This is a genomic window from Streptomyces sp. 11x1, assembly GCF_032598905.1.
In the GTDB taxonomy this organism is placed as follows: Bacteria; Actinomycetota; Actinomycetes; order Streptomycetales; family Streptomycetaceae; genus Streptomyces.
Genome location: NZ_CP122458.1, coordinates 2,953,530 through 2,979,610 on the forward strand (window position 1 = coordinate 2,953,530; position 26,081 = coordinate 2,979,610).

The 26,081-nt window shown below is 69.9% G+C and carries 26 protein-coding genes; 2 read left to right on the forward strand and 24 right to left on the reverse strand.

The features are described 5' to 3' along the window. Positions 1-192: 192 nt before the first annotated feature. Positions 193-810 (forward strand): M23 family metallopeptidase, encoded by a 618-nt coding sequence (locus P8T65_RS12780; protein WP_316731565.1) that lies wholly within the window; start codon positions 193-195, stop codon positions 808-810. 49 nt (positions 811-859) lie between these two features. Here the strand turns inward: P8T65_RS12780 and P8T65_RS12785 are convergent, their stop codons facing one another. The 18 genes from P8T65_RS12785 to proS form a co-directional block, all read right to left on the reverse strand. Next, complete coding sequence (locus tag P8T65_RS12785) at positions 860-1,417, reverse strand: helix-turn-helix domain-containing protein (RefSeq protein WP_316731566.1); 558 nt, start codon at positions 1,415-1,417, stop codon at positions 860-862. Between the two features lie 246 nt (positions 1,418-1,663). Further along, a complete protein-coding gene (gene whiG, locus P8T65_RS12790; protein ID WP_316725521.1) occupies positions 1,664-2,500 on the reverse strand; it encodes an RNA polymerase sigma factor WhiG in 837 nt (278 codons plus the stop codon). A gap of 271 nt (positions 2,501-2,771) precedes the next feature. Further along, entirely contained in the window at positions 2,772-3,935 is a 1,164-nt protein-coding gene (gene dprA / locus P8T65_RS12795) for a DNA-processing protein DprA (protein ID WP_316725522.1), read from the reverse strand. 34 nt (positions 3,936-3,969) lie between these two features. Next, the gene (locus P8T65_RS12800; RefSeq protein WP_316725523.1) at positions 3,970-5,592 is read right to left on the reverse strand and encodes a YifB family Mg chelatase-like AAA ATPase; all 1,623 of its coding nucleotides are present in this window, start codon (positions 5,590-5,592) and stop codon (positions 3,970-3,972) included. Beyond that, positions 5,592-5,987, reverse strand: coding sequence for a YraN family protein (locus P8T65_RS12805; RefSeq protein ID WP_316725524.1), 396 nt, complete (start codon positions 5,985-5,987; stop codon positions 5,592-5,594). The genes P8T65_RS12800 and P8T65_RS12805 overlap by 1 nt, the downstream gene beginning before the upstream one ends. A 127-nt stretch (positions 5,988-6,114) precedes the next feature. Beyond that, on the reverse strand, positions 6,115-6,423 hold the full coding sequence (locus P8T65_RS12810) for a DUF2469 domain-containing protein (protein ID WP_005311352.1): 309 nt from the start codon (positions 6,421-6,423) through the stop codon (positions 6,115-6,117). A 56-nt stretch (positions 6,424-6,479) separates the two neighbouring features. Next, complete coding sequence (locus P8T65_RS12815) at positions 6,480-7,019, reverse strand: NUDIX hydrolase (RefSeq protein ID WP_316725535.1); 540 nt, start codon at positions 7,017-7,019, stop codon at positions 6,480-6,482. After that, positions 7,009-7,755: a signal peptidase I gene (gene lepB, locus P8T65_RS12820; protein WP_316725537.1), complete on the reverse strand. Its 747-nt coding sequence runs from the start codon at positions 7,753-7,755 to the stop codon at positions 7,009-7,011. The genes P8T65_RS12815 and lepB (P8T65_RS12820) overlap by 11 nt, the downstream gene beginning before the upstream one ends. 80 nt (positions 7,756-7,835) lie before the next feature. Further along, entirely contained in the window at positions 7,836-8,744 is a 909-nt protein-coding gene (gene lepB / locus P8T65_RS12825) for a signal peptidase I (RefSeq protein WP_399098824.1), read from the reverse strand. Then, positions 8,698-9,837: a signal peptidase I gene (gene lepB, locus P8T65_RS12830; RefSeq protein ID WP_316725539.1), complete on the reverse strand. Its 1,140-nt coding sequence runs from the start codon at positions 9,835-9,837 to the stop codon at positions 8,698-8,700. Before lepB (P8T65_RS12830) ends, lepB (P8T65_RS12825) begins: the two co-directional genes overlap by 47 nt. Next, positions 9,830-10,558, reverse strand: coding sequence for a signal peptidase I (lepB, locus tag P8T65_RS12835; RefSeq protein ID WP_316725541.1), 729 nt, complete (start codon positions 10,556-10,558; stop codon positions 9,830-9,832). Before lepB (P8T65_RS12835) ends, lepB (P8T65_RS12830) begins: the two co-directional genes overlap by 8 nt. Positions 10,559-10,615: 57 nt before the next feature. Continuing rightward, complete coding sequence (gene rplS, locus P8T65_RS12840) at positions 10,616-10,966, reverse strand: 50S ribosomal protein L19 (protein ID WP_033526928.1); 351 nt, start codon at positions 10,964-10,966, stop codon at positions 10,616-10,618. A gap of 134 nt (positions 10,967-11,100) precedes the next feature. Next, positions 11,101-11,934, reverse strand: coding sequence for a tRNA (guanosine(37)-N1)-methyltransferase TrmD (gene trmD, locus P8T65_RS12845; protein WP_316725542.1), 834 nt, complete (start codon positions 11,932-11,934; stop codon positions 11,101-11,103). Next, the gene (gene rimM, locus P8T65_RS12850; RefSeq protein WP_316725543.1) at positions 11,934-12,476 is read right to left on the reverse strand and encodes a ribosome maturation factor RimM; all 543 of its coding nucleotides are present in this window, start codon (positions 12,474-12,476) and stop codon (positions 11,934-11,936) included. Before rimM ends, trmD begins: the two co-directional genes overlap by 1 nt. A 128-nt stretch (positions 12,477-12,604) precedes the next feature. After that, positions 12,605-12,844, reverse strand: a complete 240-nt coding sequence (locus P8T65_RS12855; RefSeq protein ID WP_033526925.1) for an RNA-binding protein — start codon at positions 12,842-12,844, stop codon at positions 12,605-12,607. A gap of 2 nt (positions 12,845-12,846) precedes the next feature. Beyond that, positions 12,847-13,266 carry a 30S ribosomal protein S16 gene (rpsP, locus tag P8T65_RS12860; RefSeq protein ID WP_316725544.1) on the reverse strand — a complete coding sequence of 140 codons (420 nt, stop codon included), beginning with the start codon at positions 13,264-13,266 and terminating at the stop codon, positions 12,847-12,849. Positions 13,267-13,627: 361 nt separating this feature from the next. After that, complete coding sequence (locus tag P8T65_RS12865; protein ID WP_033526923.1) at positions 13,628-14,224, reverse strand: hypothetical protein; 597 nt, start codon at positions 14,222-14,224, stop codon at positions 13,628-13,630. A gap of 260 nt (positions 14,225-14,484) precedes the next feature. Further along, positions 14,485-15,900 carry a proline--tRNA ligase gene (proS, locus tag P8T65_RS12870; protein ID WP_316725546.1) on the reverse strand — a complete coding sequence of 472 codons (1,416 nt, stop codon included), beginning with the start codon at positions 15,898-15,900 and terminating at the stop codon, positions 14,485-14,487. A gap of 202 nt (positions 15,901-16,102) precedes the next feature. Between proS and P8T65_RS12875 the strand changes: the two genes are divergently transcribed. After that, the gene (locus P8T65_RS12875) at positions 16,103-16,963 is read left to right on the forward strand and encodes an SAM-dependent methyltransferase (protein WP_316725547.1); all 861 of its coding nucleotides are present in this window, start codon (positions 16,103-16,105) and stop codon (positions 16,961-16,963) included. A gap of 272 nt (positions 16,964-17,235) precedes the next feature. On the opposite strand, the gene ffh is transcribed toward P8T65_RS12875, so the two are convergent. The 6 genes from ffh to P8T65_RS12905 form a co-directional block, all read right to left on the reverse strand. Continuing rightward, positions 17,236-18,786, reverse strand: a complete 1,551-nt coding sequence (gene ffh / locus P8T65_RS12880) for a signal recognition particle protein (protein ID WP_316725548.1) — start codon at positions 18,784-18,786, stop codon at positions 17,236-17,238. Between the two features lie 148 nt (positions 18,787-18,934). Continuing rightward, the gene (locus P8T65_RS12885; RefSeq protein WP_316725550.1) at positions 18,935-21,385 is read right to left on the reverse strand and encodes a [protein-PII] uridylyltransferase; all 2,451 of its coding nucleotides are present in this window, start codon (positions 21,383-21,385) and stop codon (positions 18,935-18,937) included. Between the two features lie 26 nt (positions 21,386-21,411). Continuing rightward, positions 21,412-21,750 carry a P-II family nitrogen regulator gene (locus P8T65_RS12890; protein ID WP_003997576.1) on the reverse strand — a complete coding sequence of 113 codons (339 nt, stop codon included), beginning with the start codon at positions 21,748-21,750 and terminating at the stop codon, positions 21,412-21,414. Continuing rightward, positions 21,747-23,024, reverse strand: coding sequence for an ammonium transporter (locus P8T65_RS12895; protein ID WP_316725554.1), 1,278 nt, complete (start codon positions 23,022-23,024; stop codon positions 21,747-21,749). The genes P8T65_RS12890 and P8T65_RS12895 overlap by 4 nt, the downstream gene beginning before the upstream one ends. A gap of 318 nt (positions 23,025-23,342) precedes the next feature. Next, positions 23,343-24,170: a hypothetical protein gene (locus P8T65_RS12900; RefSeq protein ID WP_316725555.1), complete on the reverse strand. Its 828-nt coding sequence runs from the start codon at positions 24,168-24,170 to the stop codon at positions 23,343-23,345. A gap of 234 nt (positions 24,171-24,404) precedes the next feature. Then, positions 24,405-25,880: a hypothetical protein gene (locus P8T65_RS12905; RefSeq protein ID WP_316725556.1), complete on the reverse strand. Its 1,476-nt coding sequence runs from the start codon at positions 25,878-25,880 to the stop codon at positions 24,405-24,407. Positions 25,881-26,081: the final 201 nt, after the last annotated feature.

The following is a 26,081-nucleotide window of genomic DNA, read 5'->3' on the forward strand; positions in this document are numbered from 1 at the left end:
GGGCGTGCGAAGTCGACCCGGTGACCCGGATCGCCACCAGAAGTGTACGGGACCCGCGAGGCCCCGGGTGACGCCGTTATCCACAACCGACGAGTAGTCCACAGCTCCCGGCCATGATCGCGCCACTCGCGGGACGCTTCCCCCATGTCCGACGAGATGCCTGACGAGATGAGTCGCAAGATGCCTCACCAGATGCCTCACGGGGGCACCTCCCCGCGACGTGTCCGCCCGTGGCGGGCCCTGCTGCTGTGCCTGTTGCCGGCGCTCCTGCTCACGGCCTGGACGACCGCGCCCCGCGCGGCCCCGCGACAGGACGCCACCCCGGCGGCACCGGGGGCCGTGGAGCCCGTCCCCGCCGTGGAGCCCGTCCCCGCCGTGGCGCGCGCCTGGCCCGTCGGCCTGCGCCCCCTGGTGGCCCGGGCCTGGGAGCCTCCGCCCACCCCCTACGCACGAGGCCACCGGGGCGTCGACCTCTCCGCACCGGCCGGTTCCCCGGTTCGCGCGGTGGCCCCGGGACGCGTCGCGTTCGCCGGCCGGGTGGCGGGCCGGGGAGTCGTCTCGATCGAACTGACCGGCACCGGCGACCCACCCCTGCGCACGACCTACGAACCGGTGCGGACCTCGGTGAAGAAGGGCGACGCGGTGACGGCGGGCACCCCCTTGGGCACCCTGGAGGCCACCCCGTCCCACTGCCCGACCGCATGCCTCCACTGGGGCCTGCGCAGAGGCGACAGCTACCTGGACCCGCTCTCACTGCTCCCGCCGTGGCTGCTCCGTCGGGGCCCTTCACGCCTGCTACCCCTGGCGTAGCCGCAGGCGCCCGAAGGCCCGACGGCCCGAACGGTCCGGCCGAGAGGGCTCAGCCCCGCACACCCCGCAGAGCCATCCCCACGGCAGCCTCGGTGATCGTCGCCGGATCCTCCGCGGCCCCCAGCTCGATCCGCCGCACGGCCGCGTCCACGACGCCCTGGAGCAACATCGCACCCAACCGGGGCTCAGCCTGCCCGAGCTCCGCCAGCGCCTCCACAATCATCGCGACGAGCCCTCCGTGCGCGGCCCGGATCTTCTCCCGCGCGCCGGCGTCCAGCTCACTCGCCGAGATCGCCACCACGGCCCGGTGCCGCCGGTCCCCGACCAGTTCCAGCTGCTTGCGGACGTACGCCTCGACCTTGCCCTCGGGCCGCTCGACCGCTGCCATCGCGGCCTCGACCTCCGCCGCCCAGACGGGAAAGTCGACCTGGCACAGCTCCTCGACGACGGCCGCCCGCGAGCGGAAGTACTCGTACACGGACGACCGCGCCAGCCCCGTACGTTCGGCGAGCGCGGGGAACGTCAACGCCTCCGTCCCACCCTCGGACAACAGCGATCGAGCCGCGTCCAGCAGGGCGGCTCGCTGCATCGACCGGTGCTCGGCCACGGAGGCCGCTCGAATCCTTGGCACGACATCCACTTTACGGACGGACCGCCACCCACGGGAGTGCCTCTCCCGAAGCGCCCTGGCCGACGTCCTTCCGACGGCCGCCGGACGGACGTCCGACGCCCTTCCGACGACCATGGACGGCCCTACGCCACCCACGGGGCCCGCAGCCACCGCCCCACACCCGCGCCACAAACCCACCCCTCTGCCCCGGACCGCACCCGACATTCGGCCGGATCGAGAGGGTCAACGGCCGAAACTCGCCAGCTTCGCCCGCAGCTGCAGCACGGACTTCGTGTGGATCTGGCTCACCCGGCTCTCGGTGACCCCCAGCACGTTCCCGATCTCAGCGAGAGTGAGCCCCTCGTAGTAGTAGAGCGTGACGACGGTCTTCTCGCGCTCGGGCAGCGTGTTGATGGCACGTGCCAGGAAACGGCGCAGCTCCCGGTCCTCCGCGACCTCGACGGGGTTGTCCGCGGCGGTGTCCTCCAGCGTGTCCATCAGACTCAGCCGGTCGCCGCCCTCGCCCCCGACGTGCAGCAGCTCCTCCAGAGCCACCACGTTGGCCAGCGACAACTGGCTGAAGACCGAGTGCAGTTCGTCGACCGCGATTCCCATCTCGGCGGCGACCTCGCCCTCGCTCGGCGTGCGTCTGAGCCGCGACTCCAGCGTGGCGTAGGCCCGCTCGACGTTGCGGGCCTTCTGCCGCACCGACCGGGGGATCCAGTCCAGCGCGCGCAGTTCGTCGATCATGGCGCCCCGGATCCGGGTGATCGCGTAGGTCTCGAACTTGATCTCCCGGTCGATGTCGAACTTCTCGATCGCATCGATGAGCCCGAAGACCCCGGAGGAGACGAAGTCCGCCTGCTCGACGTTGGTCGGCAGGCCGACGCTCACCCGGCCCGCCACGTACTTCACCAGCGGTGAGTAGTGCAGGATCAGCTGCTCGCGCAGCCGGTCGTCGCCCGTCGTCTTGTATGTCCGCCACAGCTCGTCGAGTGTCGAGGGGGCGGGCGGGCGCACGGTGCCGCGAGCGGTGGAGGGTGCCGCCGCCCGGTCAGACCCGGAGGTGTGCTGGGGCATTCGTCGCCTTGTGCCGTTCTGCCGTGAACTGGGGGTGCCTGGGTGAGCTGTCGGTCTGATGTCGAGTTGCCTGTCCTGAGTCGGAATCCTCGTGAGCGTAGCGTGACTGGGGAGTCGCAGTGCGCGAAGGCCGAGGGATCGCCGATGCGCAGATACGTTCCGCTGGCCCCCCACCAGGGCTCGACGATCGCGGGGTGCGACCGCTTCGGCGCGTCAACTGCCGGAAACGGCAAGGCCGTCGGCATTCCCCCGGACGGCCGAACACGCTCCGTCAACCCGACCTCCGATCGGGCGAGACGGAGATCATCGCCTGGCGTGTCAACTTCCAGCCGTCGCCGTGTCGTTCGACGTAACCGAGTGCGCGCAGTTCGTACAGTCTCCCGACCGCGTCGTCCACGGTCGTGCCCGCGCCGCGCGCGATCTCCTCGGGGGCCGCGCTCCCCCGCCCCGGCAACGCTGACAGCACCTGGCGCGCGCCGGGTTCCAGCAGGTCACGGGGGAGGACGGGACCTCTGCGGTCAGGCGCCAGCTCTCCCATGTCACCCACCAGCTCGACGACTTCGGCGGCGTCGGAGACGAGGACGGCGTCACCCCGCAGCAGGTCGTGCACGCCGGCCGAGAGCGCCGAGGTGGCGGGGCCCGGCACCCCCATGGCGAACCGGCCCAGCCGCTGTGCCGCCCGCGCCGTGACCAGCGCGCCACTGCGGTAGGCCGCCTCCACGACCACAGTGCCCCTGGTGAGCGCGGCGATGACCCGGTTCCGCTGGATGAAGCGGCTCGGCGTCGGGTGCTCCCCGGGCGGCAACTCCCCGACCACGAGCCCCTGTTCCGCGATCCTGCCGATCAGCTGGACGTGTCCCCGGGGATACGGCCGGTCCACCCCGCAGGCCAGCACCGCGACGGTCGCGCCGCCGACCCCGAGCACGCCCCGGTGCGCGGCGCCGTCCACGCCGTACGCGCCCCCGGACACCACCACCCACCCCCGCTCGGCGAGATCCGCGGCCAGGGACGCCGCCATGTGTGCGCCGTACTCCGTACAGGCCCGCGCCCCCACGACCGCGACCGACCGCAATGCCCACATCCGCACGTTGGCCTTCCCCCGCACCCACAACCCCAAGGGCCGCCCGTCCCCGAGATCATCAAGCTGCCCGGGCCACTCCCCGTCCCCGGGGATGAGGAAACGGACTCCGGCGTCCTGCGCCCGGGCGAGGTCGCCCGTCGGATCCGCACGTGCGGCCCGGGCACACAGGCCCGCCCACCGCTTCTCGGAAGCCTCGGGCAGCGGTGGCCCACCCCGGGAGACTCTCCGCACCACCTCCCGGGCCCCGAACTCCCGCAGCCATCGCCCGCCGACTTCGTCACCGGGTTCGAGGACTCGGGCCAGAAAGGCCCGGTCGAGCCGCTCGCCCTCGGGCACCTCTACGCCGCCCGTCATGGCACGCCCACCGATCCACCACACGCTTCGGGCCTCACGTCAGCGCGCCGATCGCCATCGGCACCCCACGCGGGACCCCGGTGCGCAGTTGCAGACCCAGGTTGACGTCCGCCGCGTCAGGGCGGTCATGGCCGACGAGGTCGGCGATGGTCCAGGCGACCCGGAGCACCCGGTCCAGTCCGCGCGCGGACAGCACACCCCGCTCCAGGCAGCGCTCTGCCTCGTCCATCGCACCCGGGGCCGCGTGCCACCGGTTGCGGAGTTCGCGCCCCGGTACTTCGCTGTTGGTCCGCCAGGGTGTGCCCCGCAGACGTTCGGCCGCACGCTCCCTGGCCGAGCGCACGCGGTCGGCCACCGTCGCCGTGGATTCGCCCCGAGCCCCACGCCTTGTGAGCTCGGTCCGGGTGACCCGGTCGACCTCGACCCGCAGGTCGACCCTGTCCAGCAGCGGCCCGGAGAGCCGGGCCTGGTATCGGCGGATCGACGCGGGCGGGCACTCGCAGAGATCGTCCGTCCGCGAGAACCTGCCACAGGGGCAGGGATTCGCGGCAAGGACCATCAAGAACTTCGCCGGGAACCGGACCACGCCCGCACTGCGCGCGATGACCACATGCCCCGACTCCAGCGGCTGCCGCAGGGCATCGAGCGCCTGGCTGCCGAACTCGGGGGTCTCATCGAGGAAGAGCACCCCGCGGTGGGCGAGAGAGACCGCTCCCGGGCGGGCGACCCCCTGACCGCCGCCGACCAGGGACTGCATCGTGGCCGAGTGGTGAGGTGCGCAGTAGGGCGCGTCGTCGACCAGCGGCTTCCCCGCAGGGAGCAGGCCGGCGATCGAGTGGACCGCCGTGACCTCCAGCGACTCCTCCCTGGCCAGCTTCGGCAGGATGGTCGGCAGCCGCTCGGCGAGCATCGTCTTGCCCGCGCCCGGCGGGCCTTCGAGGAAGAGGTGGTGCCCACCTGCCGCGGCGACCTCCACGGCGGTCCGGGCCGCGAGCTGACCGACGACATCGGCGAGGTCATGGCCCAGGTCCCGCTGCGCGGCCCCCGCCGTGTGCATCCCGGTGGCAGCTCCCGTGCCCGGCAGGCGGAGCCCTGCCAGGAGTGGGTCCGGGCGTCCCTCGTCGGGCTCCTCGTCCGGCACGGGTTCGTCCGCGAGCACGGCGATCAGTTGCCGCAGGGTGCGCACGCCCAGTACTGAGACACCAGGCACCAGCGAAGCCTCCGCCGCCGCGCATTCCGGCACCACCACCTGCTCGTATCCGGCCTCGGCGGCGGCCAGGACCGCGGGCAGGATGCCCCGGACCGGCCGGACCCGTCCGTCGAGGCCGAGTTCTCCGATCATCACGATGTCGGAGAGCACCCTCGGATCGATCCGCTCGGAGGCCCCCAGCACCGCGCAGGCCACCGCCAGGTCGAAGCCACTGCCTGCCTTCGGCACCGACGCCGGGCTGAGGCCCACGGTCAACTTCTTCTGCGGCCATTCGGCACCCGAATTCACCACCGCCGCCCTGACCCGATCCTTGCTCTCCGTCAGGCTCTTGTCCGGCAGTCCCACCAGCGTGAAGGCCGCCACGCCAGGTTCCAGGTCAGCCTGGACCTCGACCACGACCCCCTCGACGCCGACGAGGGCCACGGAGCACGTGCGGGCGAATCCCATCAGGCCGCTCCCCTCACGTGTTCCACGACGGGGGCGCCGCGGTCGGGGAGGACGACGCCGACGACGTCGATGCGGACGCCGCCCGGCGGGCTCCCCCCGTGTTCCTGGAGCCAGCGTTCGGCGAGGCGGCGCAGTCGTTCCGCCTTGGTCGGCGTGACCGCGGCCATCGGGTGTTCGAAGGGGCCGGCCCTACGGGTCTTCACCTCGCAGACGACGAGCGCGTCGCCGTCACGCGCCACGATGTCGACCTCGCCGGACCGCCCGCCGCGCCAGTTGCGCTCCAGGACCGTCATCCCGGCCTCGACCAGACGCCGCGCGGCCAGGTCCTCGCCGTATTTACCCAGCGCGCCCCGGGCATTGTTGCCTCGGGCCCCGTCACCTCGTGCCTCGCTCATGTCGGCACCACCTCCGGCGCCAACACTGAGGGCAGCTCAGCCCGCTAGTGGATCTTGGTGGACAAACTGCCGATTGTGGATATCTTCCTCACCCACACGCATGACGGCACCTCACCCCGAGCCACTCTCAGCTGCCCGGCAGCTCCAGATCGCTCTTGTTCAGCTCCTCGATGTTCACGTCCTTGAACGTGAGTACCCGCACCTGCTTCACGAAGCGAGCCGGTCGATACATGTCCCACACCCAGGCGTCCGCCATCGACACCTCGAAGAACACCTCACCCTGGACCGAGTGCACCTGCATCTCGTAGTCATTGGTGAGATAGAAACGCCGCTCGGTCTCGATCACGTATTTGAACAGACCGACGACATCGCGGTACTCCCGGTAGAGCTTCAGCTCCATCTCGGTCTCGTACTTCTCGAGGTCCTCGGCGCTCATGGCATGTTCCCCTTCAGCCGTGCGATCCCACCATTGTGCGCCAGTCCCGCGAGCCCCTAGACAATTTCGGTGTCGAGGACCACAGGTCTGGCGGGGGGACCCTCGTCGAGCAGTGTGCGAAGCAGTTCGGCGAGTCTGGTCGGGTACACCGTCTCATGCGTCCGGGCCAGTTCCCCGCACGTCCACCAGCGCGCTCCGGCCACACTGCGCCGTTCCAGCTCGGTGAGGCCCGCGGCGACGGGCACGACCTCCTCGTGCGCCTCGGGGGTCCGGGCGAGGTAGTACCACTCGTCCTGGTCCCAGCGGCGGCCGGCGAAGGGGAAGGAACACATCCGCCGCCAGAGCACGGGGCCGAGCTCTACGTCAGTGATCCCGGTCTCCTCCACGAGCTCCCGCAGAGCGGCCTCCTCCCGGGTCTCCGTGCCCTCTACACCGCCGCCCGGCGTGAACCACCAGTCGTCGGCCCGATCGTCCGGCTCATGCCCGTGCAGCAGCAGGACGCGCTCCCGGGGATCCAGCAGGATCACCCGGGCCACCTTGCGCAGCCCGCCCTCGTACGTGTCCCCTGCGCCCCCGACCGTGCCCTCAGCCGACACCGGCCGGCTCCGGCTGCGTCGTACGGCCGCGTCCGCCGAACCGCTTGGCGACGGGCCCGTAGGCCGCGCCGCCCAGCACGAGCACCATGCCCACGACCAGCGCGGTGGTGATCAGCCGCAGCGGACCCGGAGAGGACAGCGCGCCCAGCTTCTCGAAGCCCGTGGGGCGGGCCAGCATGCCGTCCATGGGCCAGACGACGGCGTCCACGCGCGCGTCCACATGGCTGCGCGGCACCGTGCCGTTGCCCGCCTCCGTGAGGTGGGCGGTGGAGTCCAGGGAGCCGCTGCGCTCGTCGCCGAGGAGGAACAGCCGGCCCTTGGGGACGGTGATCTCGGGGATCCCGGTCAGCTCGGCCTGCTCGCCCTCGGGGAGGTAACCCTCGTCGATCTGCTTGCCGTTGACGGTCAGCTTGCCGTCGGTGCAGCAGGCGACCGTGTCCCCGCCGACCGCGACGACGCGCTTGACCATGGGGGCGTTGCCCCAGGTCTCCTGCCGGAAGACCACGACGTCACCGCGCCTGATCTCGGACCCGTCCACCCGCTCGGCGAGTATGCGGTCCCCGGAGGTGATGGTGGGCGACATCGAGTCGGTGGGCACGGTGTAGGGCGCGTAGGCGACCGCGCCCCACAGGAAGCCGCCCAGGAAGAGGACACAGCCGAGGGCCACGGCCAGCCCCGACAGCTTGCTGCCGAGCCGTCCGTGGCCCTCGTCCGTTCGACTTGTCGTCCCGCTCATCCCAGTGCTCCCCAGGTCGGAGAATCGACCCTCCGGGGCGCCGGGCGGGCCGCGGAAGATCGGCGATCTGGGACGGCACCCTACCCGGCGGTACGCGTGCCAGAAACCCTCGGGCTCTCGGTGGCCAGAAGGCGACGTCGGCGCCACAGCACCAGCGGCACCGCGCCCGCGAGGCCGAGCGCGCCGGGGGCGGCGGCGCTCAGGTTCTGGTCGAAGGTGTCGGGAACCGGCAGCGTGGACCAGCGGGTGGGAGGCCAGGCGACCACGATGGCGCGGCCCACGGCCTGGCTCACGGGGACCATGCCCTTGTTGCTGTCGTTCTGGTGGTAGCGGGAGTCCAGCGAGTTCTGCCGGTGGTCACCCATGACCCAGATTTTGCCCTCGGGCACCTTCACCTTGAACTGGCCGCCGGTGTCGTCGACGGTGCAGGGGGTGTTGCCCGGGTACACGTACGGCTCGTTCAGCGCCTTGCCGTTGACCTTGAGCGGGCCGGTGCCCTTGCACTCCACGGTGTCGCCGGCCACGCCGACGACCCGCTTGATGAGGTCCTTCTCCTCGGCGGACGGCATCAGGCCGATCCAGCCGAGGACCCGCTGCACGGCGTTGGGCTCCAGCGTCGGCTCGCCGTCCAGCCAGCCGTCCGGGTCGTGGAAGACGACGACCTCGCCGCGCTCGGGTTCCGAGCCGAACCACGGGGTGAGCTTGTCGACCAGGACCCGGTCGCCCTCCTGCAGGGTGTTCTGCATCGAGTCGGAGGGGATGGAGAACGCCTGCACCAGGAACGTCTTGATCAGCAACGCGAGCACCAGCGCGATGCCGATCAGGATCGGCAGTTCCTTCCAGAAGGAGCGCTGCTTCTTCCTGGGCCGCTCGTCCTGGTCGCCGTCGCCGGCCGAGGTCCGGGCGCCGTCCTCGCCGTCCGTCGCGTCGCCGTCCGGGGAGTCACTCCCGGAGCCTGCGGGCCCCTCGGAATTCACCGCGTTCTCCACGTCCTCCACGTTCTCCGCGGCCGGGGAAGCCGCCTCGTCGGATCGCTCCGGCCGTTCTTCGGAACCACCGTGTCCGGACCGTGCGCCGACCGCCAAATCCCCCACATCCACTCCTCACTCCGTACCGCCGCCCGCGCCACAGCCGGTGCAGGCCCACCACTCCCATAACGAGCGGGAGTTCCGCAGGGGTCGGGAGGGGGATCAATCCGTTTCGATCCGCGGGGGCCACCCTATGCGAAGCGCCGAGGGCCGTGGTCGACCCGCTCGGCACGGCGGAGAACGTGTCAGGCTCCTCCAACTGCCCCCAGTGACCGACCGGCCAGGCGATGACGACCGCCCGACCGACGACGGAGTCCTCCGGCACCGTACCGCCGAACTGAGCCGTCTTCGAATCGTCGGACTGGTGGGCGCGCGAGTCGGCAGAGTTCTCCCGATGGTCGCCCATCACCCACAGGCGGCCCTGCGGCACGGTCACCTCGAACCGCTGGGTCGAGGGCTGGTTGCCGGGGTGGATGTACGCCGTCTCGTCCAGGGGCATGCCGTTGACCGTGACGCGACCCTGGGTGTCACAGCACTTGACGGTGTCTCCGCCGACCGCGACGACGCGTTTGATCAGGTCCTTCTCGTCGTCGGAGGGGAGCAGGCCGATGAACTGCAGGCCTTCCTTTATCTGCTTGATGACGATCGGGTCCTCGGTGGTGATCGTCGTCTGCTCGTCCTCCAGCCAGCCGCCCGGGTCCTTGAAGACGACGACGTCCCCACGGGTCGGTTTGGAGCCGAACCAGGGCGTGAGCTTGTCGACCAGGACGCGGTCGCCGATCTGGATCGTCTGCTCCATGGAGCCCGACGGGATCACGAACGCCTGGACGAGGAAGGTCTTGAGGACGAGGGCTATCAGGACGGCGACACCGACGAGGAGCGGGATCTCCTTGACCGCCGAACGCCGTCTGCGCCGCTTGATCTTGCGCGCGAGCTTGCGTCGCTCGACGCGGCTCGGCCGGGCGGCGCCGCCGGAGCGGCGCGTACCGGTGGGCAGCAGATTGTCGGCCGGGGTGCTGGGAGCGGCACCGCGGGGTTTGCCGCGGTTACCCATGCGCACCGCCGACGGCGGGCACGCGTGCGTACGCGTCGGCGCGGTCCAGACGCGTCCAGTGGTCGGCGGGCCAGACGATCCACTCGGCCCGGCCGATCACGGAGTCCAGGGGGACCATGCCGCCGCCAGGGGACCCGAGATGGTCACGGGAGTCACTGGAGTCACTGCGGTGGTCGCCGAGGAGGAACAGTCCGCCCTCGGGGACGACCACGTCGAAGGGTACGTTCGACGGGCTGTCGCCCGGGTACAGAAACGACGACTCGTCGACCCACCGGCCGTTCACCTCAAGCCTCCCCTCCTGGTCGCAGCAGACCACCCGGTCTCCCCCCACGCCGACAACGCGCTTGACGTAGTCGGCGTTCCCGAAATAGCCGGTGCCGTCGAACACGACGACGTCACCGCGCCGCGGCTCAGATCCGAAACGGTACGCCAACTTATTTACGAGAACGCGGTCCCCGATCCTCAATGAGTCGGCCATGGAGCTGCTGGGAATCTGGAACGGCTGCATCACGAAGTTGCTGAAGAGCGCCAGAAAAAGCAGGCAGATCAGCACGGTCAGGGTGTATCCCCCGCCCGGCACCCGCGCGGTGGTCCGGTCCACCCACGCGAAACGCGACCGCTCCTCCGACCCTCCTGTGTCGGAGATCTCCTCGGAGACCTCGGCGCCGGAAGGGCGGGGGGAACGGTCGCGTTCCATGTGCTGCTGTGCTTCGGTGTCCATCGGGGCCAGATCGTATCCGGCCCCGGTGTGACGACCTTTTGTGACTCGAACGCGCGATCAGTTGTCGCGCTTCTCCTTGATCTTCGCCGCCTTGCCGCGCAGCTCGCGCAGGTAGTACAGCTTGGCGCGACGGACGTCACCGCGGGTGACGAGCTCGATCTTCTCGACGATCGGGGTGTGCACCGGGAAGGTGCGCTCGACGCCGACGGAGAACGAGACCTTGCGGACCGTGAAGGTCTCGCGGACACCGGCGCCCTGGCGACGGATGACGACGCCCTTGAACTGCTGCACACGGGAGCGGTTGCCCTCGATGACGCGCACGTGGACGTTGACGGTGTCACCCGGGCGGAACGCCGGGATGTCGCTCCGCAGCGACGCGGAGTCGAGGGAGTCGAGCAGGTGAGACATTTCGTCTGCTTTCTTCGCCCATGCCACAGGTCATAGGCGGGAGCTAGGTGTTACGAGAGGATGCTGTCCGGGTCGGGGCGGGCGTCGTGTCCCCCTGTGGCAGGGGCGCGCGCCGGACGACGCACAACAGCGGCCTATTCTTCCACGCCCTCGGGCCGCCGCCAAAATCGGCCATGGGGCACCCCCTCCGGATCCGGCGCCCAGCCCAGGATGGAGAGCATCTCGCGGTCCTTCTTGTCGAAGGCCTTGGGGTCGCAGCGCTCGATGAGGTCGGGCCGGTTGGCGGCCGTGCGCTTGAGCGCCTCGTCCCGCCGCCAGCGCGCGATCCTGCCGTGGTGGCCGCTGAGCAGCACCTCGGGGATGTCCCGGCCGCGCCACTCGGGCGGCTTGGTGTACACCGGCCCCTCCAGAAGGTTGGCCATGGCGCCGGGCGCGAAGGAGTCGTCGCGGTGGGACTCGGCGTTGCCGAGGACGCCGGGCAGCAGTCGTGCCACGGCCTCGGTGACGACGAGGACGGCCGCCTCACCGCCGGCGAGGACGTAGTCACCGATGGACACCTCGTACACCGGCATGCGGGTGGCGTACTCGTCGATCACACGCCGGTCGATGCCCTCGTAGCGCGCCGGCGTGAAGACCAGCCAGGGGCGCTCGGAGAGTTCGACGGCGAGCGCCTGGGTGAAGGGGCGGCCGCTGGGGGTGGGGACGATGAGCGCGGGCCGGGCGGATCCCATCTCGTATCCCTGAGCCAGCACGTCGTCGAGTGCGTCGCCCCAGGGGTCGGTCTTCATGACCATGCCGGGGCCGCCGCCGTACGGGGTGTCGTCGACCGTGTTGTGCCGGTCGTACGTCCATTCCCGCAGGTCGTGGACGTGCACCTGGAGCTGTCCACGGGCGCGGGCCTTGCCGACGAGGGAGACGTTCAGGGGTTCGAGGTACTCGGGGAAGATCGTGACGACGTCGAGCCGCATCAGGACTCGTCCCGGGAGGACGCGATCTCCGCTTGGTCGTCGATCAGACCGGGCGGCGGGTCGATGACCGCCTTCTGCTCCTCCAGGTCGATCTCGGTGACGATGTCCCCGACGAACGGGATCATCACCTCGCTCCCGTCGGGCCGTTCGACGATGAACAGGTCCTGGGAGGGCAGATGCGAGATCTCGGTGATCCGGCCGACCTCGACGCCGTCCTTGGTGACCACGTCCAGGTCCATCAACTGGTGGTCGTAGTACTCGTCCTCCTCCTCCGGCAGTTCCTCCGGGTCCACCTCCGCGATCAGCAGGGTGTTGCGGAGGGCCTCGGCGGCGTTGCGGTCCCGGACGCCCTCGAAGCGCAGGAGCAGCCGACCGCTGTGGACACGGCCGGTCTCGATGGTGAGGGGGCCCGTCGAGGCGGGGTCCGTGAGCAGGACGGCGCCGGGGCCGAGCCGGAGTTCCGGTTCGTCGGTGCGGACCTCGACGGTGACCTCGCCCTTGATGCCGTGGGCGCGGCCGATCCGTGCGACTACGAGCTGCACTGTGCTCGATCTCCTGTCATACGACTCATACAACTCATACAACGCATGGGACTCATGCCACGCATACGACTACGGGCCGGGGACGGCCCAGTGGCCCTCCCCGGCCCGAGCCGGTGCTGCGATGTTCGTCAGCGGACGTGGTCCACGTCGACGAGGTCGACACGGACACCGCGGCCGCCGATAGCGCCCACGACGGTACGCAGGGCACGGGCGGTACGGCCGTTACGGCCGATCACCTTGCCGAGGTCGTCGGGGTGGACCCGGACCTCGAGTACGCGCCCGCGGCGCAGGTTGCGGGAAGCGACCTGCACATCGTCGGGGTAGTCGACGATGCCCTTGACGAGGTGCTCGAGAGCCTCCTCGAGCATGCTCAGGCCTCGGTCGACTCGGACTCGGCGGATGCCTCGTCCTTCTTGTCGGCCTTCTTCTTCTGGGTGATCGCCTCACCCTTGCCCTCGTCGTCGCCGCCCAGGGCCTCGAACGACGGGCGCGAGGACTTCGGCTGAGCCACGAGCAGCGGCGCCGGGGCGGGCTCGCCCTTGAACTTCTGCCAGTCGCCGGTCTTCTTCAGGATGGCGAGCACGGGCTCGGTCGGCTGCGCGCCGACACCCAGCCAGTACGCGACGCGGTCCTCGTCGACCTCGATGACCGACGGGTTGTACGTCGGGTGGTACTTGCCGATCTCCTCGATCGCACGGCCGTCACGGCGGGTGCGGGAGTCGGCGACGACGATGCGGTAGTGAGGCGAACGGATCTTGCCCAGACGCTTCAGCTTGATCTTGACTGCCACGGGAGTGGGTTCTCCTGGATTTGACGTGGTTGGGCACGGCGAGAGAGCCGCGTGGGGTTGCGGTACCCGAGTGCCCGATGGACGCGTCAGCCGGAGGAGAGAGGGGTCCTGTGCGACTGTCGAGTACAGCTAGCCATTGTGCCACACGCTGGGGTTCGCCTCTTACCGGGCGTGCACGCGGTCATGCCGAAGCGGCACCCGGCAGGGACTCGTTCACCGGGTGCCGCCCGCATCCACCCGTGCCACGTCCAGCGGCACGACTGCCCGCGGCGAGGGCGGACCACAGACCGACCGCGAACCGGATACGGCTGCCACGAGCAGCCGTCTGTTCAGCTCGCCGTCTCCTCGGCTCGCCCTCGCCTCACGCCGCGCCCACGACCTCCGGGATCCGGAAGGGCTTGCCGCAGCCGCCGCAGACGATGGGGGCCTGGGCGAGTACGGACGGGACCACGCGGACGTTGCGTCCGCAGTCGCACACGGCCTTGACGCGGACGCCGCCACCGGAGGAGCCGTGCCGGGCGGCCGGGCCCCGGAAGCTGCGGGCCGTGTCCGCGGAGGTCGCGGCGGTGTGGGCCTTGAGGGCGCGCTGCAGTCTGTCGATGGTCGGGCGATAGCGACGCTTGGCCTCGGGATTGAGCGTGACCAGCGAGAAACCGCTGCTGGGATGCGGCTCCTCGGGGTGGTCGAGGCCGAGCTCCTCGGCGATCGCGAGGAATCTGCGGTTGTGGTAGCGGCCGGCGCGTGAGGTGTCGCGGACCCCACGCGCGGCGGCGATGCCATGGACTGCCTCATGGAGCAGTCGCTCGAAGGAGAGCTCGTGCCCGCAAGCGGACGACGACTCTCCGATCAGGGACTCGGGAGCGGCAAGATCCGGCAGCTCGGGGTGGTGCCGTTGAATGTCGGCCCACGCCTGTGCCAGTTCTGCGGCGAGAACAGGTGGTGTCTGTGTCGTGCTCACGTAATGGCAACGAGCCTGAGTGCCCCTGTGTTCCGATTCCGGGCCATCCCAAATAATTTGCACGTACCCGTCAGTTGCCACTAGTGCGCCCTGACGAGGGCGGGTGCGCTGATCTGCGGAGAAGCCTCGCAGCTCGCCACAAGGCGGTACGTAGGCACACGTACGCCCCGGCGCGTAGACGAGGTCCGCGCGCCGGGGCACCTGAGTTCGGCAGATGCGCAAGGGACGTTTCGGTCGCTCTCCCGGCGGAACGGGGTGCTCTAGTAAGCGCGCGCCACGACGGCGACGTTACCGGGTGCGTCGTAGGAGTCGGGCACCGACCCGTCCTCGGCGACCAGACACCGTACCGTCACCGCGTGCTCCCCGAGCCGGTTCTCGCCGTCCTCGCCCAGCGTCGACCAGGGGATCCGCGCCCAGCCGCCGGCCGTGGCCGCCTCGATGGCCTCGTCGGGCGTGGACACCTCGGTCGTCCGGGACTCGCGCCGCTCGCGCGACTGCCGCAGCAGGAGCGCCTGGTCCTCCTCCAGGACGGTGGGGAGCAGGTGTACGAGCGAGTCGAGCGCGACCGGCTCCTTGCCGCCCGGGATGCGGCGGGCGAGCATCGCGGTGCCGTTCTCCAGGTCACGGGGGCCGACCTCGATGCGTACGGGCACGCCCTTCAGCTCCCAGTCGACGGCTCGGCGGCCGAACGGGACGTCCGTGCGGTCGTCCACCTGGACGCGGACGCCCGTCGCCTTCAGCCTCGCACCGAGGTCGCGGACCTTGGCCAGAACCGCGTCGTCGCCCTTGATCGCGACGACGACGGCCTGGACCTGGGCCAGCCGGGGCGGGACGCGGAGGCCGGCGTCGTCGCCGTGCATCATCACCAGGGCGCCGATCATGCGGGTGGTGGATCCCCAGGAGGTCTGCCAGACGAGTTCCTGCGTGCCGTCCTTCGACAGGTAGCGGGTGTTGAAGGCCTTGGCGAAGTTCTGGCCGAGTTCGTGGCTGGTGGCCATCTGCAGCGCCTTGCCGTCGCCCATCATGCCTTCAAGCGTGAGGGTGTTGATCGCGCCGGCGAAGCGTTCCTTGACCGTCTTGCGGCCCGGGACGACGTCCATCGCGAGGACGTTCACCATGAAGTCCTCGTAGACCTCCCGATGGATGTGCGCGGCGAAGTCGCGCGCCTCCTCGTACGTCGCGTGCGCCGTGTGGCCCTCCTGCCAGAGGAATTCGCTCGTGCGGAGGAAGAGGCGGGGGCGCAGCTCCCAACGGACCACGTTGGCCCACTGGTTGATCAGCAGGGGGAGGTCACGGTAGCTCTGCACCCACTTCGAGAAGGAGGCGTTGATGATCATCTCGGAGGTGGGGCGGACCACCGCGGGCTCTTCGAGGTCCTTGCCGCCGCCGTGCGTCACGACCGCCAGCTCGGGCGCGAAGCCCTCGACGTGTTCGGCCTCACGGGTGAGGTACGACTGCGGGATCAGCAACGGGAAGTACGCGTTCTGCGTGCCCGTCTCCTTGATCCGGGCGTCCATCTCCTGCTGCATCCGCTCCCAGAGGCCGTACCCGTACGGTCGGATGACCATGGTGCCGCGCACCGGACCGTTGTCGGCCAGTTCGGCCTTGGTGATCAGATCCTGGTACCAGCGCGGGAAGTCGTGCGCACGCGGCGTGAGAACGGGTGCCTTTGCCATGGCCGAATGGTACGGGGGCATATTGCGGCGATGTGAATTCTTTTTTCCATCCCTGGACACTTCGCAGAACGGTGTCCGAGACCCCTGGACGACTCGCCGGGTGCGGAGTTACCTGGCATACGGGGGGAGTGCGAGCGCGCACTGCCACGGGGGCCAGGAAATCCGGCAACGGCAACTCACGGCGGATTGGGGCGCTTTCGATATGACACCTACGCTCGTGCGGCAGCAACTGCCTCGCGCGGGAAGGGCAACCCGCGTGGACCGGTGTGCACGCGCGCGTGACTGGGCGGAGATCCAGGAACGGATGCTGGTACCGCTGTACGAAGCCGTGTACCGGCGGCTCGACGTCGGTACCGGGACGCGGCTGCTCGGCCTCGGCTGCGGGTCGGGGCTCGCGCTGCTGATGGCGGCGGGGCGGGGAGCCGCGGCCACCGGCGTCGACTCGGCGGCTCCGGAGAGAACGGCACTGGCACGGGAACGGCTGCGGCCGGAGTCCTGGGGCACGCGCGCGGGCGCCGCCACCCGGGTCGTCGAAGGTGCCCCCGAGGACGTGGCCCGTGCGCCCGATGAACCGCTCTACAACCTGGTGACCGCCTTCGAGCCGATCGGCTCTCTGGCCGGGGACTCCGAGGGGCTCGGCGAACTGCTCGCCGCCGCGACCCCGCTCGCGGAGCGCGGCACCCCCGTGGTCCTCGCCGGCTGGGGCCCACCGGAGCGCTGCACCACGTCCGCCGTGCTCCGCGTGGCCACGAAGCTCGCCGATCCCCTGCGCAGCACCGGCAGCTGGCGTCCGGCGCTGCGGGACGACCTGGAGGAGGTCGCCCAGCGGGCCGGTCTGAAACCGGACGGCTCCGGACGGGTGGCCTGCCCCTTCGGGTACGCCAACGTGGACAACGCCGTGCGAGGGCTGCTGTCGACCGGGCTCTTCGACGCGGCGATCGGGGCCACGGACCAGGACCAGGTGGACAAGGAACTGACCGAGGCGCTGCATCCGCACCGCCGTCGGGACGGGACGGTCTGGATGCCGAACGTCTTCCGCTACCTCATCGCACGGACGCCCTGAGAAGGTCTTCGCCACCTCTTCCGACGCGGGTGTGAACGGTGTTGCGAATGGTGTGAAGAAAGCGGGCCGGTAGCGCTTTCCCTTGGTCAAATGCCGTGCCGCGCGCCTAACCTGACGCATCGTCCAGGGGAACAACACATCCGCGTACGGGAGTTGCCAGCAGGAGCACCACGAGCGACACCACACCCATGCCGTCCACGCACACGGCAACCCGGCGCCGCGCGCCCGGCCACACCCCCCGGCCGGTCACGCGGCGTCCGCCGTCCCGGGCCTCAGCCCATGAACTTCTTGAACTCGTCCGGCAGCTCGAAGTCCTGACCGGCCTGCTGGCCCGGCAGTCCGAAGGCGCCGCCCTGGGCCGCGGCGGCCCGGCGCGCGGCCTCCTCCTGCTCCTGCTGCTTGCGCTTCATCGGGTTGCCCGAACGCTGCTTGCCCTTGGCCTGCTTGGGCTGCTTCTTGGCCCGGCCGGGACCGCCACCCATGCCGGGCATCCCCGGCATCCCGGGCATGCCGCCGCCCTGGGCCATGCGGGACATCATCTTGCGGGCCTCGAAGAACCGCTCGACGAGGTTCTTCACCGCGCTGACCTCGACACCGGAGCCCTTGGCGATACGGGCGCGGCGCGAGCCGTTGATGATCGTCGGCTCCTGACGCTCGGCCGGGGTCATCGACTTGATGATCGCGGCCGTGCGGTCGACGTCACGCTCGTCGATGTTGTTGATCTGGTCCTTGATCTGCCCCATGCCGGGCAGCATGCCGAGCAGCTTGCTGATGCTGCCCATCTTCCTGACCTGCTCCATCTGGGCCAGGAAGTCGTCGAGGGTGAAGTCCTGCCCCTTCTTGGACGCCAGCTTGGAGGCCATCTTGGCGGCCTCTTCCTGGCTGAAGGTCTTCTCCGCCTGCTCGATCAGGGTGAGCAGGTCACCCATGTCGAGGATGCGGGAGGCCATCCGGTCCGGGTGGAACGCGTCGAACTCGTCGAGCTTCTCGCCGTTCGACGCGAACATGATCGGCTTGCCGGTGACCGAGGCGATCGACAGGGCGGCACCACCGCGGGCGTCACCGTCGAGCTTGGAGAGGACCACGCCGTCGAAGCCGACGCCGTCCCGGAAGGCCTCCGCCGTGTTGACGGCGTCCTGACCGATCATCGCGTCGACGACGAAGAGGATCTCGTCCGGGGAGACCGCGTCCCGGATGTCGGCGGCCTGCTGCATCATCTCCTGGTCGATGCCCAGGCGGCCCGCCGTGTCGACGACCACGATGTCGTGGACCTTCGACTTCGCGAACTCGATGGAGTCCTTGGCCACCTTGACCGGGTCGCCCACGCCGTTGCCCGGCTCGGGGGCGTAGACCGCGACACCGGCGCGCTCGGCGACCACGCTGAGCTGGTTGACGGCGTTCGGGCGCTGGAGGTCGCAGGCGACGAGGAGCGGCGAGTGGCCCTGCTCCTTCAGCCAGCGGCCCAGCTTGCCCGCGAGGGTCGTCTTACCGGCACCCTGGAGACCCGCGAGCATGATCACGGTCGGCGGCTGCTTGGCGAAGCGCAGACGGCGGGTCTCGCCGCCGAGGATCCCGACCAGCTCCTCATTGACGATCTTGAGGACCTGCTGGGCCGGGTTGAGCGCCTTGGAGACCTCGGCGCCGAGCGCGCGCTCCTTGACGTTCTTGATGAAGCCCCGGACGACCGGCAGGGCGACGTCCGCCTCCAGGAGCGCGATGCGGATCTCGCGCGCCGTGGCGTCGATGTCGGCCTCGGAAAGGCGCCCCTTGCCGCGCAGGTTCTTGAAAGTCGCTGAGAGGCGATCGGAGAGCGTATCGAACACGGCGGTGTCGGTCCTCGGAGTCGGGGGCAGGGTGGGCTGCCCTCCAGGGTATCTGTCTGGGTGTGGTCAGGTCTCCACCCCTGTGGACAACGGTGACGGAGCCCGGCCGCGTCGGGTACAGAACCGGGCGGTCCCGTACCCGACGTGGTCAGCCGCGCAGGGTCTCCTCCAGCTTGCGCGCCACGGACGCGGCCTCGTCGCCCGGCAGCGGCGCCCCCTTCGGTCCGGTGACGTAGAACGCGTCCACGGCGTTGGCGCCCAGCGTGCTGACGTGCGCGCTGCGCACGCGAACGTGCGCATCCTCCAGGGCCCGTCCGATGCGGTGCAGGAGCCCGGGCGCGTCCTGGGCGCGGACCTCGATGACCGTGGCGTGCCGGGAGGCCGCCGGGGCCACCGTGACACGCGGCGGGGGCGCGACCACGCCCCGCCGCCGGGGGTAGGCCGCGTCCCGCTCGGCGAGCCGCCCGGTGATGTCCAGGGAGCCGTCGAGCGCCCGGACGAGGTCGGCGCGGAGCCGGGCCGCCTGGGGCAGCGAGCCGTACTCGGCGGCGACCCGCCAGTTCAGCAGCAGGACCGAGCCCTCGACGCCGTCCGGGAGGTCGAAGCTGCGCAGCTCGGCCGTGCGCACGGTGAGCCGGTGCATGGCGAGCACGCCGGCGACCGCGGGCAGCACGCCCGCCTGGTCGGGCACGGCGATGAGCAGTTCGACCCCGAGCGGCTCGGGGTCCGCCTTGTCGTCCGTCTCCTCGGCCGGGGCCTCCGTCTGCGCGCGCAGCGACAGCACCGGCCCGCCCGTGCGGAACGCCTCGATGGCGAGCCGCTCCTGCTCGGCACTGGTCTCACCGGGCTCCGGCTCCTCCGGCTCGTCCCCGGCGAACAGCGCGTCGACCCGCTGGACGAGTTCGGAGACGAGGGAGGCGCGCCACGACGACCAGGCGGCGGGGCCGGTGGCCAGCGCGTCCGCCTCGGTCAGCGCGTGCAGCAGTTCGAGCGTGCCCGGCGATCCGACGGCGTCGGCCACCGAGCGGACGGTGGCCGGGTCCTCCAGATCACGCCGGGTGGCGGTGTCGACGAGCAGCAGATGATGCCGTACGAGGGTGGAGAGCACCGCCACGTCGTCGCGGTCGAAGCCGATCCTGGCGGCCACGTCCTTGGCGATGATCTCGCCGGCGACGGAGTGGTCGCCGGGCCAGCCCTTGCCGATGTCGTGCAGCAGCGCGGCGACGAGCAGGAGGTCCGGCCGGTGCACCCGGCGGGTCATCTCCGAGGCCTGCACCGCGGTCTCGATGAGGTGCCGGTCGACGGTCCAGATGTGCACGGCGTTGCGCTGCGGCCGGCAGCGCACCCGCTCCCAGTCGGGCAGCAGATGGGTGATGAGCCCTTCGGCCTCCAGCGCCTCCCAGACGTCGACGGTCGGACGCCCGGAGCCCAGCAGGGTGACGAGCTGCTCGCGCGCCTCCGCCGGCCAGGGCGTCGAGAGCGGCCGGGCGGTGGCCGCGAGGCGGCGTACGGCGTGCAGGGACAGCGGCAGTCCGGCCTGGGCGGCAGCGGCGGCGGCGCGCAGGGGCAGCACGGGGTCCCGCTCGGGCCTGGCGGCGCGCGCGAGCACGACCTCACCGTCCTGCTCGACCACACCCTCGGCCAGCGGCGACCGCTCGGGAGCCGGCTTGCCCCCGCCGAGCATGGCGCGCAGCCGGGGCCGCACGGCGCGCGAACGCAACACGCGCCCCACTTCACGCCAGGTGACATCACTGGCGTACGAGATGACCCGCGCCGCCTCGTACACCTGGCGCAGCAGGGTGTCGGCGTCCAGCAGCCCCAGCTCGGCGGCGACCTGGTCCTGTTCCTGGAGCGCGAGCCGGTCGGTCGCGCGCCCGGTGGAGAGGTGGAGCGCGTCCCGGACGTCGAGCAGGCGGCGCCGGGCGTCGGCGAGCCCCTCGCGCGGGGCGTCCGCGAGCCAGGAGGCGGCGACGGCGCGCAGGGCGGTGGCGTCACGCAACCCGCCGCGCGCCTCCTTGAGGTCGGGTTCCAGCAGGTACTGCAGCTCCCCCTGCCGTTCGGCCCGCTCGGCGCACAGTTCCTGGAGCTCCGGCAGACGTCTGGGTGCCTGGTTGCGCCAATCGGCGAGGACGGAGGTCCGCAGTGCGGCGGTCAGGCCCAGATCACCGGCGATGTGGCGGGCGTCCAGCAGCCCGAGCTGCACCTTGAGGTCCTCGCCGGCCGTCTTGCGGGCCTCGGCGGGGGTGCGCACGGAGTGGTCGAGGGCCAGCCCCAGGTCCCAGACGGGGTACCAGATGCGGTCGGCCAGCGCGGCCACCGCCTCCGCGTCGGACCCGTCGTGCAGGAGCAGCAGGTCGAGGTCGCTGCGGGGCGAGAGCTCGCCGCGCCCGTATCCCCCGACGGCCACGAGGGAGACCCCGCGCGGCTCGGCGGCTCCCGCCCCGAAGAGGCCGGCCAGCCAGTCGTCGGTCAGTTCGGCCAGGGCCGAACGGCGCGGCGGCCCGGACCGCGCCCCCTCCTGGAGGAGGCGCAGCCGGGCCGCCGCATAGCCGCTGGGTCCCGAGTCCTCTGCATCCGTACGTACGTCCGTACTCGTCACCCAGCGACTCCTGTTCTTCTCTTCGGTCAGAGCGCGTCCGGGCCGCGCTCGCCGGTCCGGACCCGTACGGCCGTCTCGACCGGGAGGGACCAGACCTTGCCGTCACCGATCTTGCCGGTGCGGGCGGCCTTGACGATGACGTCGATCAACTGCTCGGCGTCGTCGTCCTCGGCCAGAACCTCGATCCGGATCTTGGGAACCAGGTCGACCGTGTACTCGGCGCCGCGGTACACCTCGGTGTGTCCCCGCTGCCGACCGTACCCACTGGCCTCGGTCACCGTAAGTCCGTGCACCCCGAAGGCCTGCAGGGCTTCCTTGATCTCGTCGAGCCGGTGCGGCTTGACGACCGCGGTGATCAGCTTCATGCCTCGACCTTCTTGCTCTCAGTGGTGGCAGCGACGCTGCTCGTGCTGGCGGAGATGTGCGAACCGGCGGCCGAGCTGAAGTCGTACGCGGTCTCGGCGTGGGCGGCCTGGTCGATACCGCCGAGTTCGTCGTCCTCGGAGGCTCGGAAGCCGATCGTCTTCTGGATGGCGAAGGCAAGAACCCAGGTCACGACGAAGGTGTAACCCATCACGGCGAAGGCGCCGATGGCCTGCGACAGGAACTGGCTACCGCCGCCCTTGCCGTCGATGGCGAGGAAGCCCACCATCAGGGTGCCGAGGACACCGCCGACCAGGTGGACACCGACGACGTCGAGGGAATCGTCGTAACCCAGCTTGTACTTGAGGCTGACGGCCCAGGAGCAGACAGCACCCGCGACGACACCGATGAGCAGGGCTCCGAAGATGTTGACGTTGCCGCCGGACGGGGTGATCGCGACCAGGCCGGCGACCGCGCCGGAGCAGGCACCGAGCGTGGTGAACGCGCCGTGGCGGATGCGCTCGTAGATCAGCCAGCCGAGCATGGCAGCGCCAGTGGCGACCTGGGTGTTGATGGCCATCTGTGCCGTGGTGCCGTCGACGCCCAGCTCGGAGCCCGCGTTGAAGCCGAACCAGCCGAACCACAGCAGAGCGGTGCCGAGCAGAACCAGCGGCATGTTGTGCGGACGCATCGGGTCCTTCTTGAACCCGACGCGCTTGCCCACGACCAGGATCGCAGCGAGGGCAGCGATACCGGCGTTGATGTGGACAGCGGTACCACCGGCGAAGTCGATCACGGCCGGGTCCAGCTGAGCCAGCCAGCCGCCACCCCAGACCCAGTGGGCGACCGGGAAGTAGACCACGGTGACCCACACGCCGATGAAGATCATCCAAGCGCCGAACTTGACACGATCGGCGAGAGCACCGCTGATCAGGGCGGCCGTGATGACGGCGAACAGCATTTGGAAGAGGGAGAAGGCGAACAACGAGATGTCGTTGCCGGTGAAGCTCTCCATCGTGCTGTCGGCGTTCACGCCCTTCAGCCCGATCATGTCCAGGTTGCCGATGAAGCCACCCGAGTCACCGCTGAAGGCGAGGGAGTGGCCGTACAGCACCCACAGAACGGTGACGATGCCGAGCGAGATGAAGGACATCATCAACATGTTCAGCACACTCTTCGCCCGCACCATGCCGCCGTAGAAGAGGGCCAAGCCGGGCGTCATCAGCATGACGAGCGCTGCACTGATCAATACGAATCCGGTATCTGTGCCGTTCAATGCCGGTACTCCTCGTCGTTGGAACGGCCCGTGCGGGCGTTGGGGCCAAGATGCGCCCCAGACTCACCAAACCCGGTTTCGATCGACGCTACGGAACATTTCAAGGATGTAACCAACCGGCGACTGATGTTACGTCCCTGTAAAACCCCGGCCCTGCGGGAACTTTCTCCGTTACCTCGATGAGACCTTTCCCTGCACCATCCGCCCCAGACAGCCACTCACCTGAAGCCCTCCGCCGGCCGCACCAAAAAAAGCGGGTCCCCCGTGTCAGGATGCGACACCAGGAACCCGCTTCAACTTTCTGTCCACTTCCCGCTTTTACCGCTTGAAGCAGAATTTCATCGTCTGCGACCAAGCATCGGAGTTGTTCTTGACGTACGCCTGCACTGTCGGACGACCCGACATGCAGAACCTCCGGTCATACTTGGCGGTGGGCGAGTGCCGGATCTCCAGCTTGCCCTTGAAATACAACGGCCGACCGGTGTTGGACTGCGTGTAAGTCTTGTTCTTGTTGCCGTATACGGACTTGCGTGTGCCGGCCTTGCGCGAGCCACACTCCACCGTCGGGGTCACCGAGATGCTCCACGGGGCACCCGCAGAGACCCCGACCTCCATTTCGCACTTACGGCTCTCGTACCAGCGCTGCGTCATCTCCATCTTCGTGGTGGTGGCGGCCTTACCACCCGAGCACTTGGTCAGGACCTTGGTCGCCATCTTCGGCTCGATGACCTTGATGTCCTTGTAGGTGTGTCGACCCACAATGTAACCGTACTTAAAGGTCACCTTACCGGACAGAGTGGTGCGGACACAGCGCTTCAGCGGCTTGGAGTAGAAGCTCTTCGTCTGCGAGTACTTCTTTGTGTGCGTTGTCCACGTGGCGGCATTCGCATCGGAAGCCGGAAGCGTGACGAACAGACCCGCCACGAGGCCCGTCAAAGCTACCGAAAGCGATGTCTTCTTGCACATGGAAAGAATTCCCCGTTCCCCGTGAGAGATGACGTGGTCGAACGTCATCAAAACAGGCCGCTTGGTTCCGACCCGCAGGGGAGAGGTTGCCAGTGCTGCAACACCTGTGTCAATCCGCAAATGCCGCTCCACCCCAATGCGGGCCTCCCCCGAAGAAGTAACGACCCGAATGCGAGACATGCCGGATTCCTATTCCCATTTCGCGCAGGGCCACTGACGCCAACCGCGACGGTGGTTATCGCACCGCAACCTTTGCAGACAACCCGGCTCGCGCGTACGACGAAGCCGGGCGAACAAGAAAGACCGACCGCGGCAGACCATCCGATGACCTGGCATGGGGGAGCCGAGTCGGGCAGTTCGGGATGGCAGGCCGCGGCCGGCGCGGAAGGGGCCCTGGCGTGGTGCCGGGCCGGGTCAGACCGCTTCGGCGGTCTCGGGGAGGTGGACGGCGAGCTGGTCCGTGAGGTCGACGACCTCGGCGAGACCGCCGAAATCACGTACGGCGGTGTCGACGGTCTTGCGGATGCGGGTGTTGACGCGCTCGGAGCGGACCTTGCGCGCGACGTCCATGGCCTCCTTGGCCATGGCGGCGCCCTGCTCGGGCTCACGTTGGAGCAGGTGCACGGTGGCCATGCCGATGAGGTTCAGCGCGTACGACCGCTGGTGTTCGGTGTCCGTGGCGAAGAGGTCGACGGCCCGGCGCATCACGGGCTCGGCGAGGGAGGCGTAGGTGGGGCTACGGCCGGCGACATAGGCGAGGTCGCGGTAGGAGTGGCTGTTCTCGCCGTGCAGCTCGGCCTCGTTGAAGAAGCGGATCCAGTCGGGGTCCGGGTCGTCCCACTCCTCGGCGTCCGAGAAGACGTCCTCGGCCATCCGCACCGCCCGTTTGCACTTCCCGGGCTGGCCCATGTTGGCGTAGGCGCGGGCCTCCATCGCATACAGCATCGACTGGGTGCGCGGGCTCGCGCAGTCGCGGCTGCCGTACTGGGCGAGATGGATCAGTTCCAGCGCGTCGTCGGGCCGGCCGAGGTGGATCATCTGCCGGCTCATGCTGGACAGGACGTACGATCCGAGGGGCTTGTCGCCTGCCTCCTTCGCCGCGTGCAGGGCGAGGACGAAGTACTTCTGAGCGGTGGGCTGGAGGCCGATGTCGTAGCTCATCCAGCCGGCCAGCTCGGCCAGCTCGGCGGCGACCTTGAACAGTCGCCGGGTGGTGACCTCGGGCTGCGGCTCCTGGAGGAGGTCGGTCACCTCGTGCAGCTGGCCGACGACCGCCTTGCGGCGCAGACCGCCGCCGCACTGGGCGTCCCACTGCCGGAACATCACCGTCGTGGATTCGAGGAGGTCCAGCTCCGGCTGGGAGAGCCGGCCGGCGCGGCGCGCGGCGGGCGACGGCTCGGGCTCCGCGCGCGGGGCGGGTGGCGAGGGGACGAGCCAGCGCTGCATCGGCTCGATGAGGGCCGGGCCCGCGGAGAGGGCGAGCGAGCTCCCGAGGAAGCCGCGCCGCGCCAGCATCAGGTCGCTGCGCGAGAACTCGCTGATCAGCGCCACGGTCTGCGGGCCCGTCCAGGGCAGGTCGACGCCGGAGACGGACGGGGACTGGTGCGCCGCGCGCAGCCCCAGGTCCTCCACCGCGACGACACAGCCGAACCGCTCGGAGAACAGCTCGGACAGGATCCGCGGGATCGGCTCGCGCGGGTTCTCCCCGTCGAGCCACCGGCGTACGCGCGAGGTGTCGGTGGAGATGTGGTTGGCGCCGAGCTGACGGGCCCGGCGGTTCACCTGCCGGGCGAGCTCGCCCTTGGACCATCCGCTGCGGACGAACCACGAACCGAGCAGTTCGTTCGGGCGCTTCTCAGCGTTCGTGCCGCTTCCGCCGTTGCCGCCCACTGGAACGCCCCCATCCCTGAACCCACTTGTGCGCTGTGTGCGCCAAGCCCTACCAGAATGCCGGTTACCACGCCGTACGTCCGACCCCCGTCACCCATCGAACGGAAAGACGACTTGCCTCCGGCATACCCACGAGCGTGCACGTCCCCAGACCTCGTGCACTCAAAGTAATCCTACGATCACGCGTCCGGCCACGGCGAT

Coding starts and splice junctions, on each gene's coding strand:
- rplS (WP_033526928.1), bottom strand. CDS start 10,966: ATGTCTCACCTGCTCGACTCCCTCGACTCCGCGTCGCTGCGGAGCGAC.
- P8T65_RS12810 (WP_005311352.1), bottom strand. CDS start 6,423: ATGAGCGCCGAGGACCTCGAGAAGTACGAGACCGAGATGGAGCTGAAG.
- proS (WP_316725546.1), bottom strand. CDS start 15,900: ATGGCAAAGGCACCCGTTCTCACGCCGCGTGCGCACGACTTCCCGCGC.
- P8T65_RS12780 (WP_316731565.1), top strand. CDS start 193: ATGCCTCACGGGGGCACCTCCCCGCGACGTGTCCGCCCGTGGCGGGCC.
- P8T65_RS12855 (WP_033526925.1), bottom strand. CDS start 12,844: ATGCTCGAGGAGGCTCTCGAGCACCTCGTCAAGGGCATCGTCGACTAC.
- whiG (WP_316725521.1), bottom strand. CDS start 2,500: ATGCCCCAGCACACCTCCGGGTCTGACCGGGCGGCGGCACCCTCCACC.
- lepB (WP_316725537.1), bottom strand. CDS start 7,755: ATGAGCGGGACGACAAGTCGAACGGACGAGGGCCACGGACGGCTCGGC.
- dprA (WP_316725522.1), bottom strand. CDS start 3,935: ATGACGGGCGGCGTAGAGGTGCCCGAGGGCGAGCGGCTCGACCGGGCC.
- lepB (WP_316725541.1), bottom strand. CDS start 10,558: ATGGACACCGAAGCACAGCAGCACATGGAACGCGACCGTTCCCCCCGC.
- lepB (WP_316725539.1), bottom strand. CDS start 9,837: ATGGGTAACCGCGGCAAACCCCGCGGTGCCGCTCCCAGCACCCCGGCC.
- P8T65_RS12805 (WP_316725524.1), bottom strand. CDS start 5,987: ATGAGCGAGGCACGAGGTGACGGGGCCCGAGGCAACAATGCCCGGGGC.
- trmD (WP_316725542.1), bottom strand. CDS start 11,934: ATGCGGCTCGACGTCGTCACGATCTTCCCCGAGTACCTCGAACCCCTG.
- P8T65_RS12890 (WP_003997576.1), bottom strand. CDS start 21,750: ATGAAGCTGATCACCGCGGTCGTCAAGCCGCACCGGCTCGACGAGATC.
- P8T65_RS12900 (WP_316725555.1), bottom strand. CDS start 24,170: ATGTCTCGCATTCGGGTCGTTACTTCTTCGGGGGAGGCCCGCATTGGG.
- P8T65_RS12800 (WP_316725523.1), bottom strand. CDS start 5,592: ATGGGATTCGCCCGCACGTGCTCCGTGGCCCTCGTCGGCGTCGAGGGG.
- P8T65_RS12875 (WP_316725547.1), top strand. CDS start 16,103: ATGACACCTACGCTCGTGCGGCAGCAACTGCCTCGCGCGGGAAGGGCA.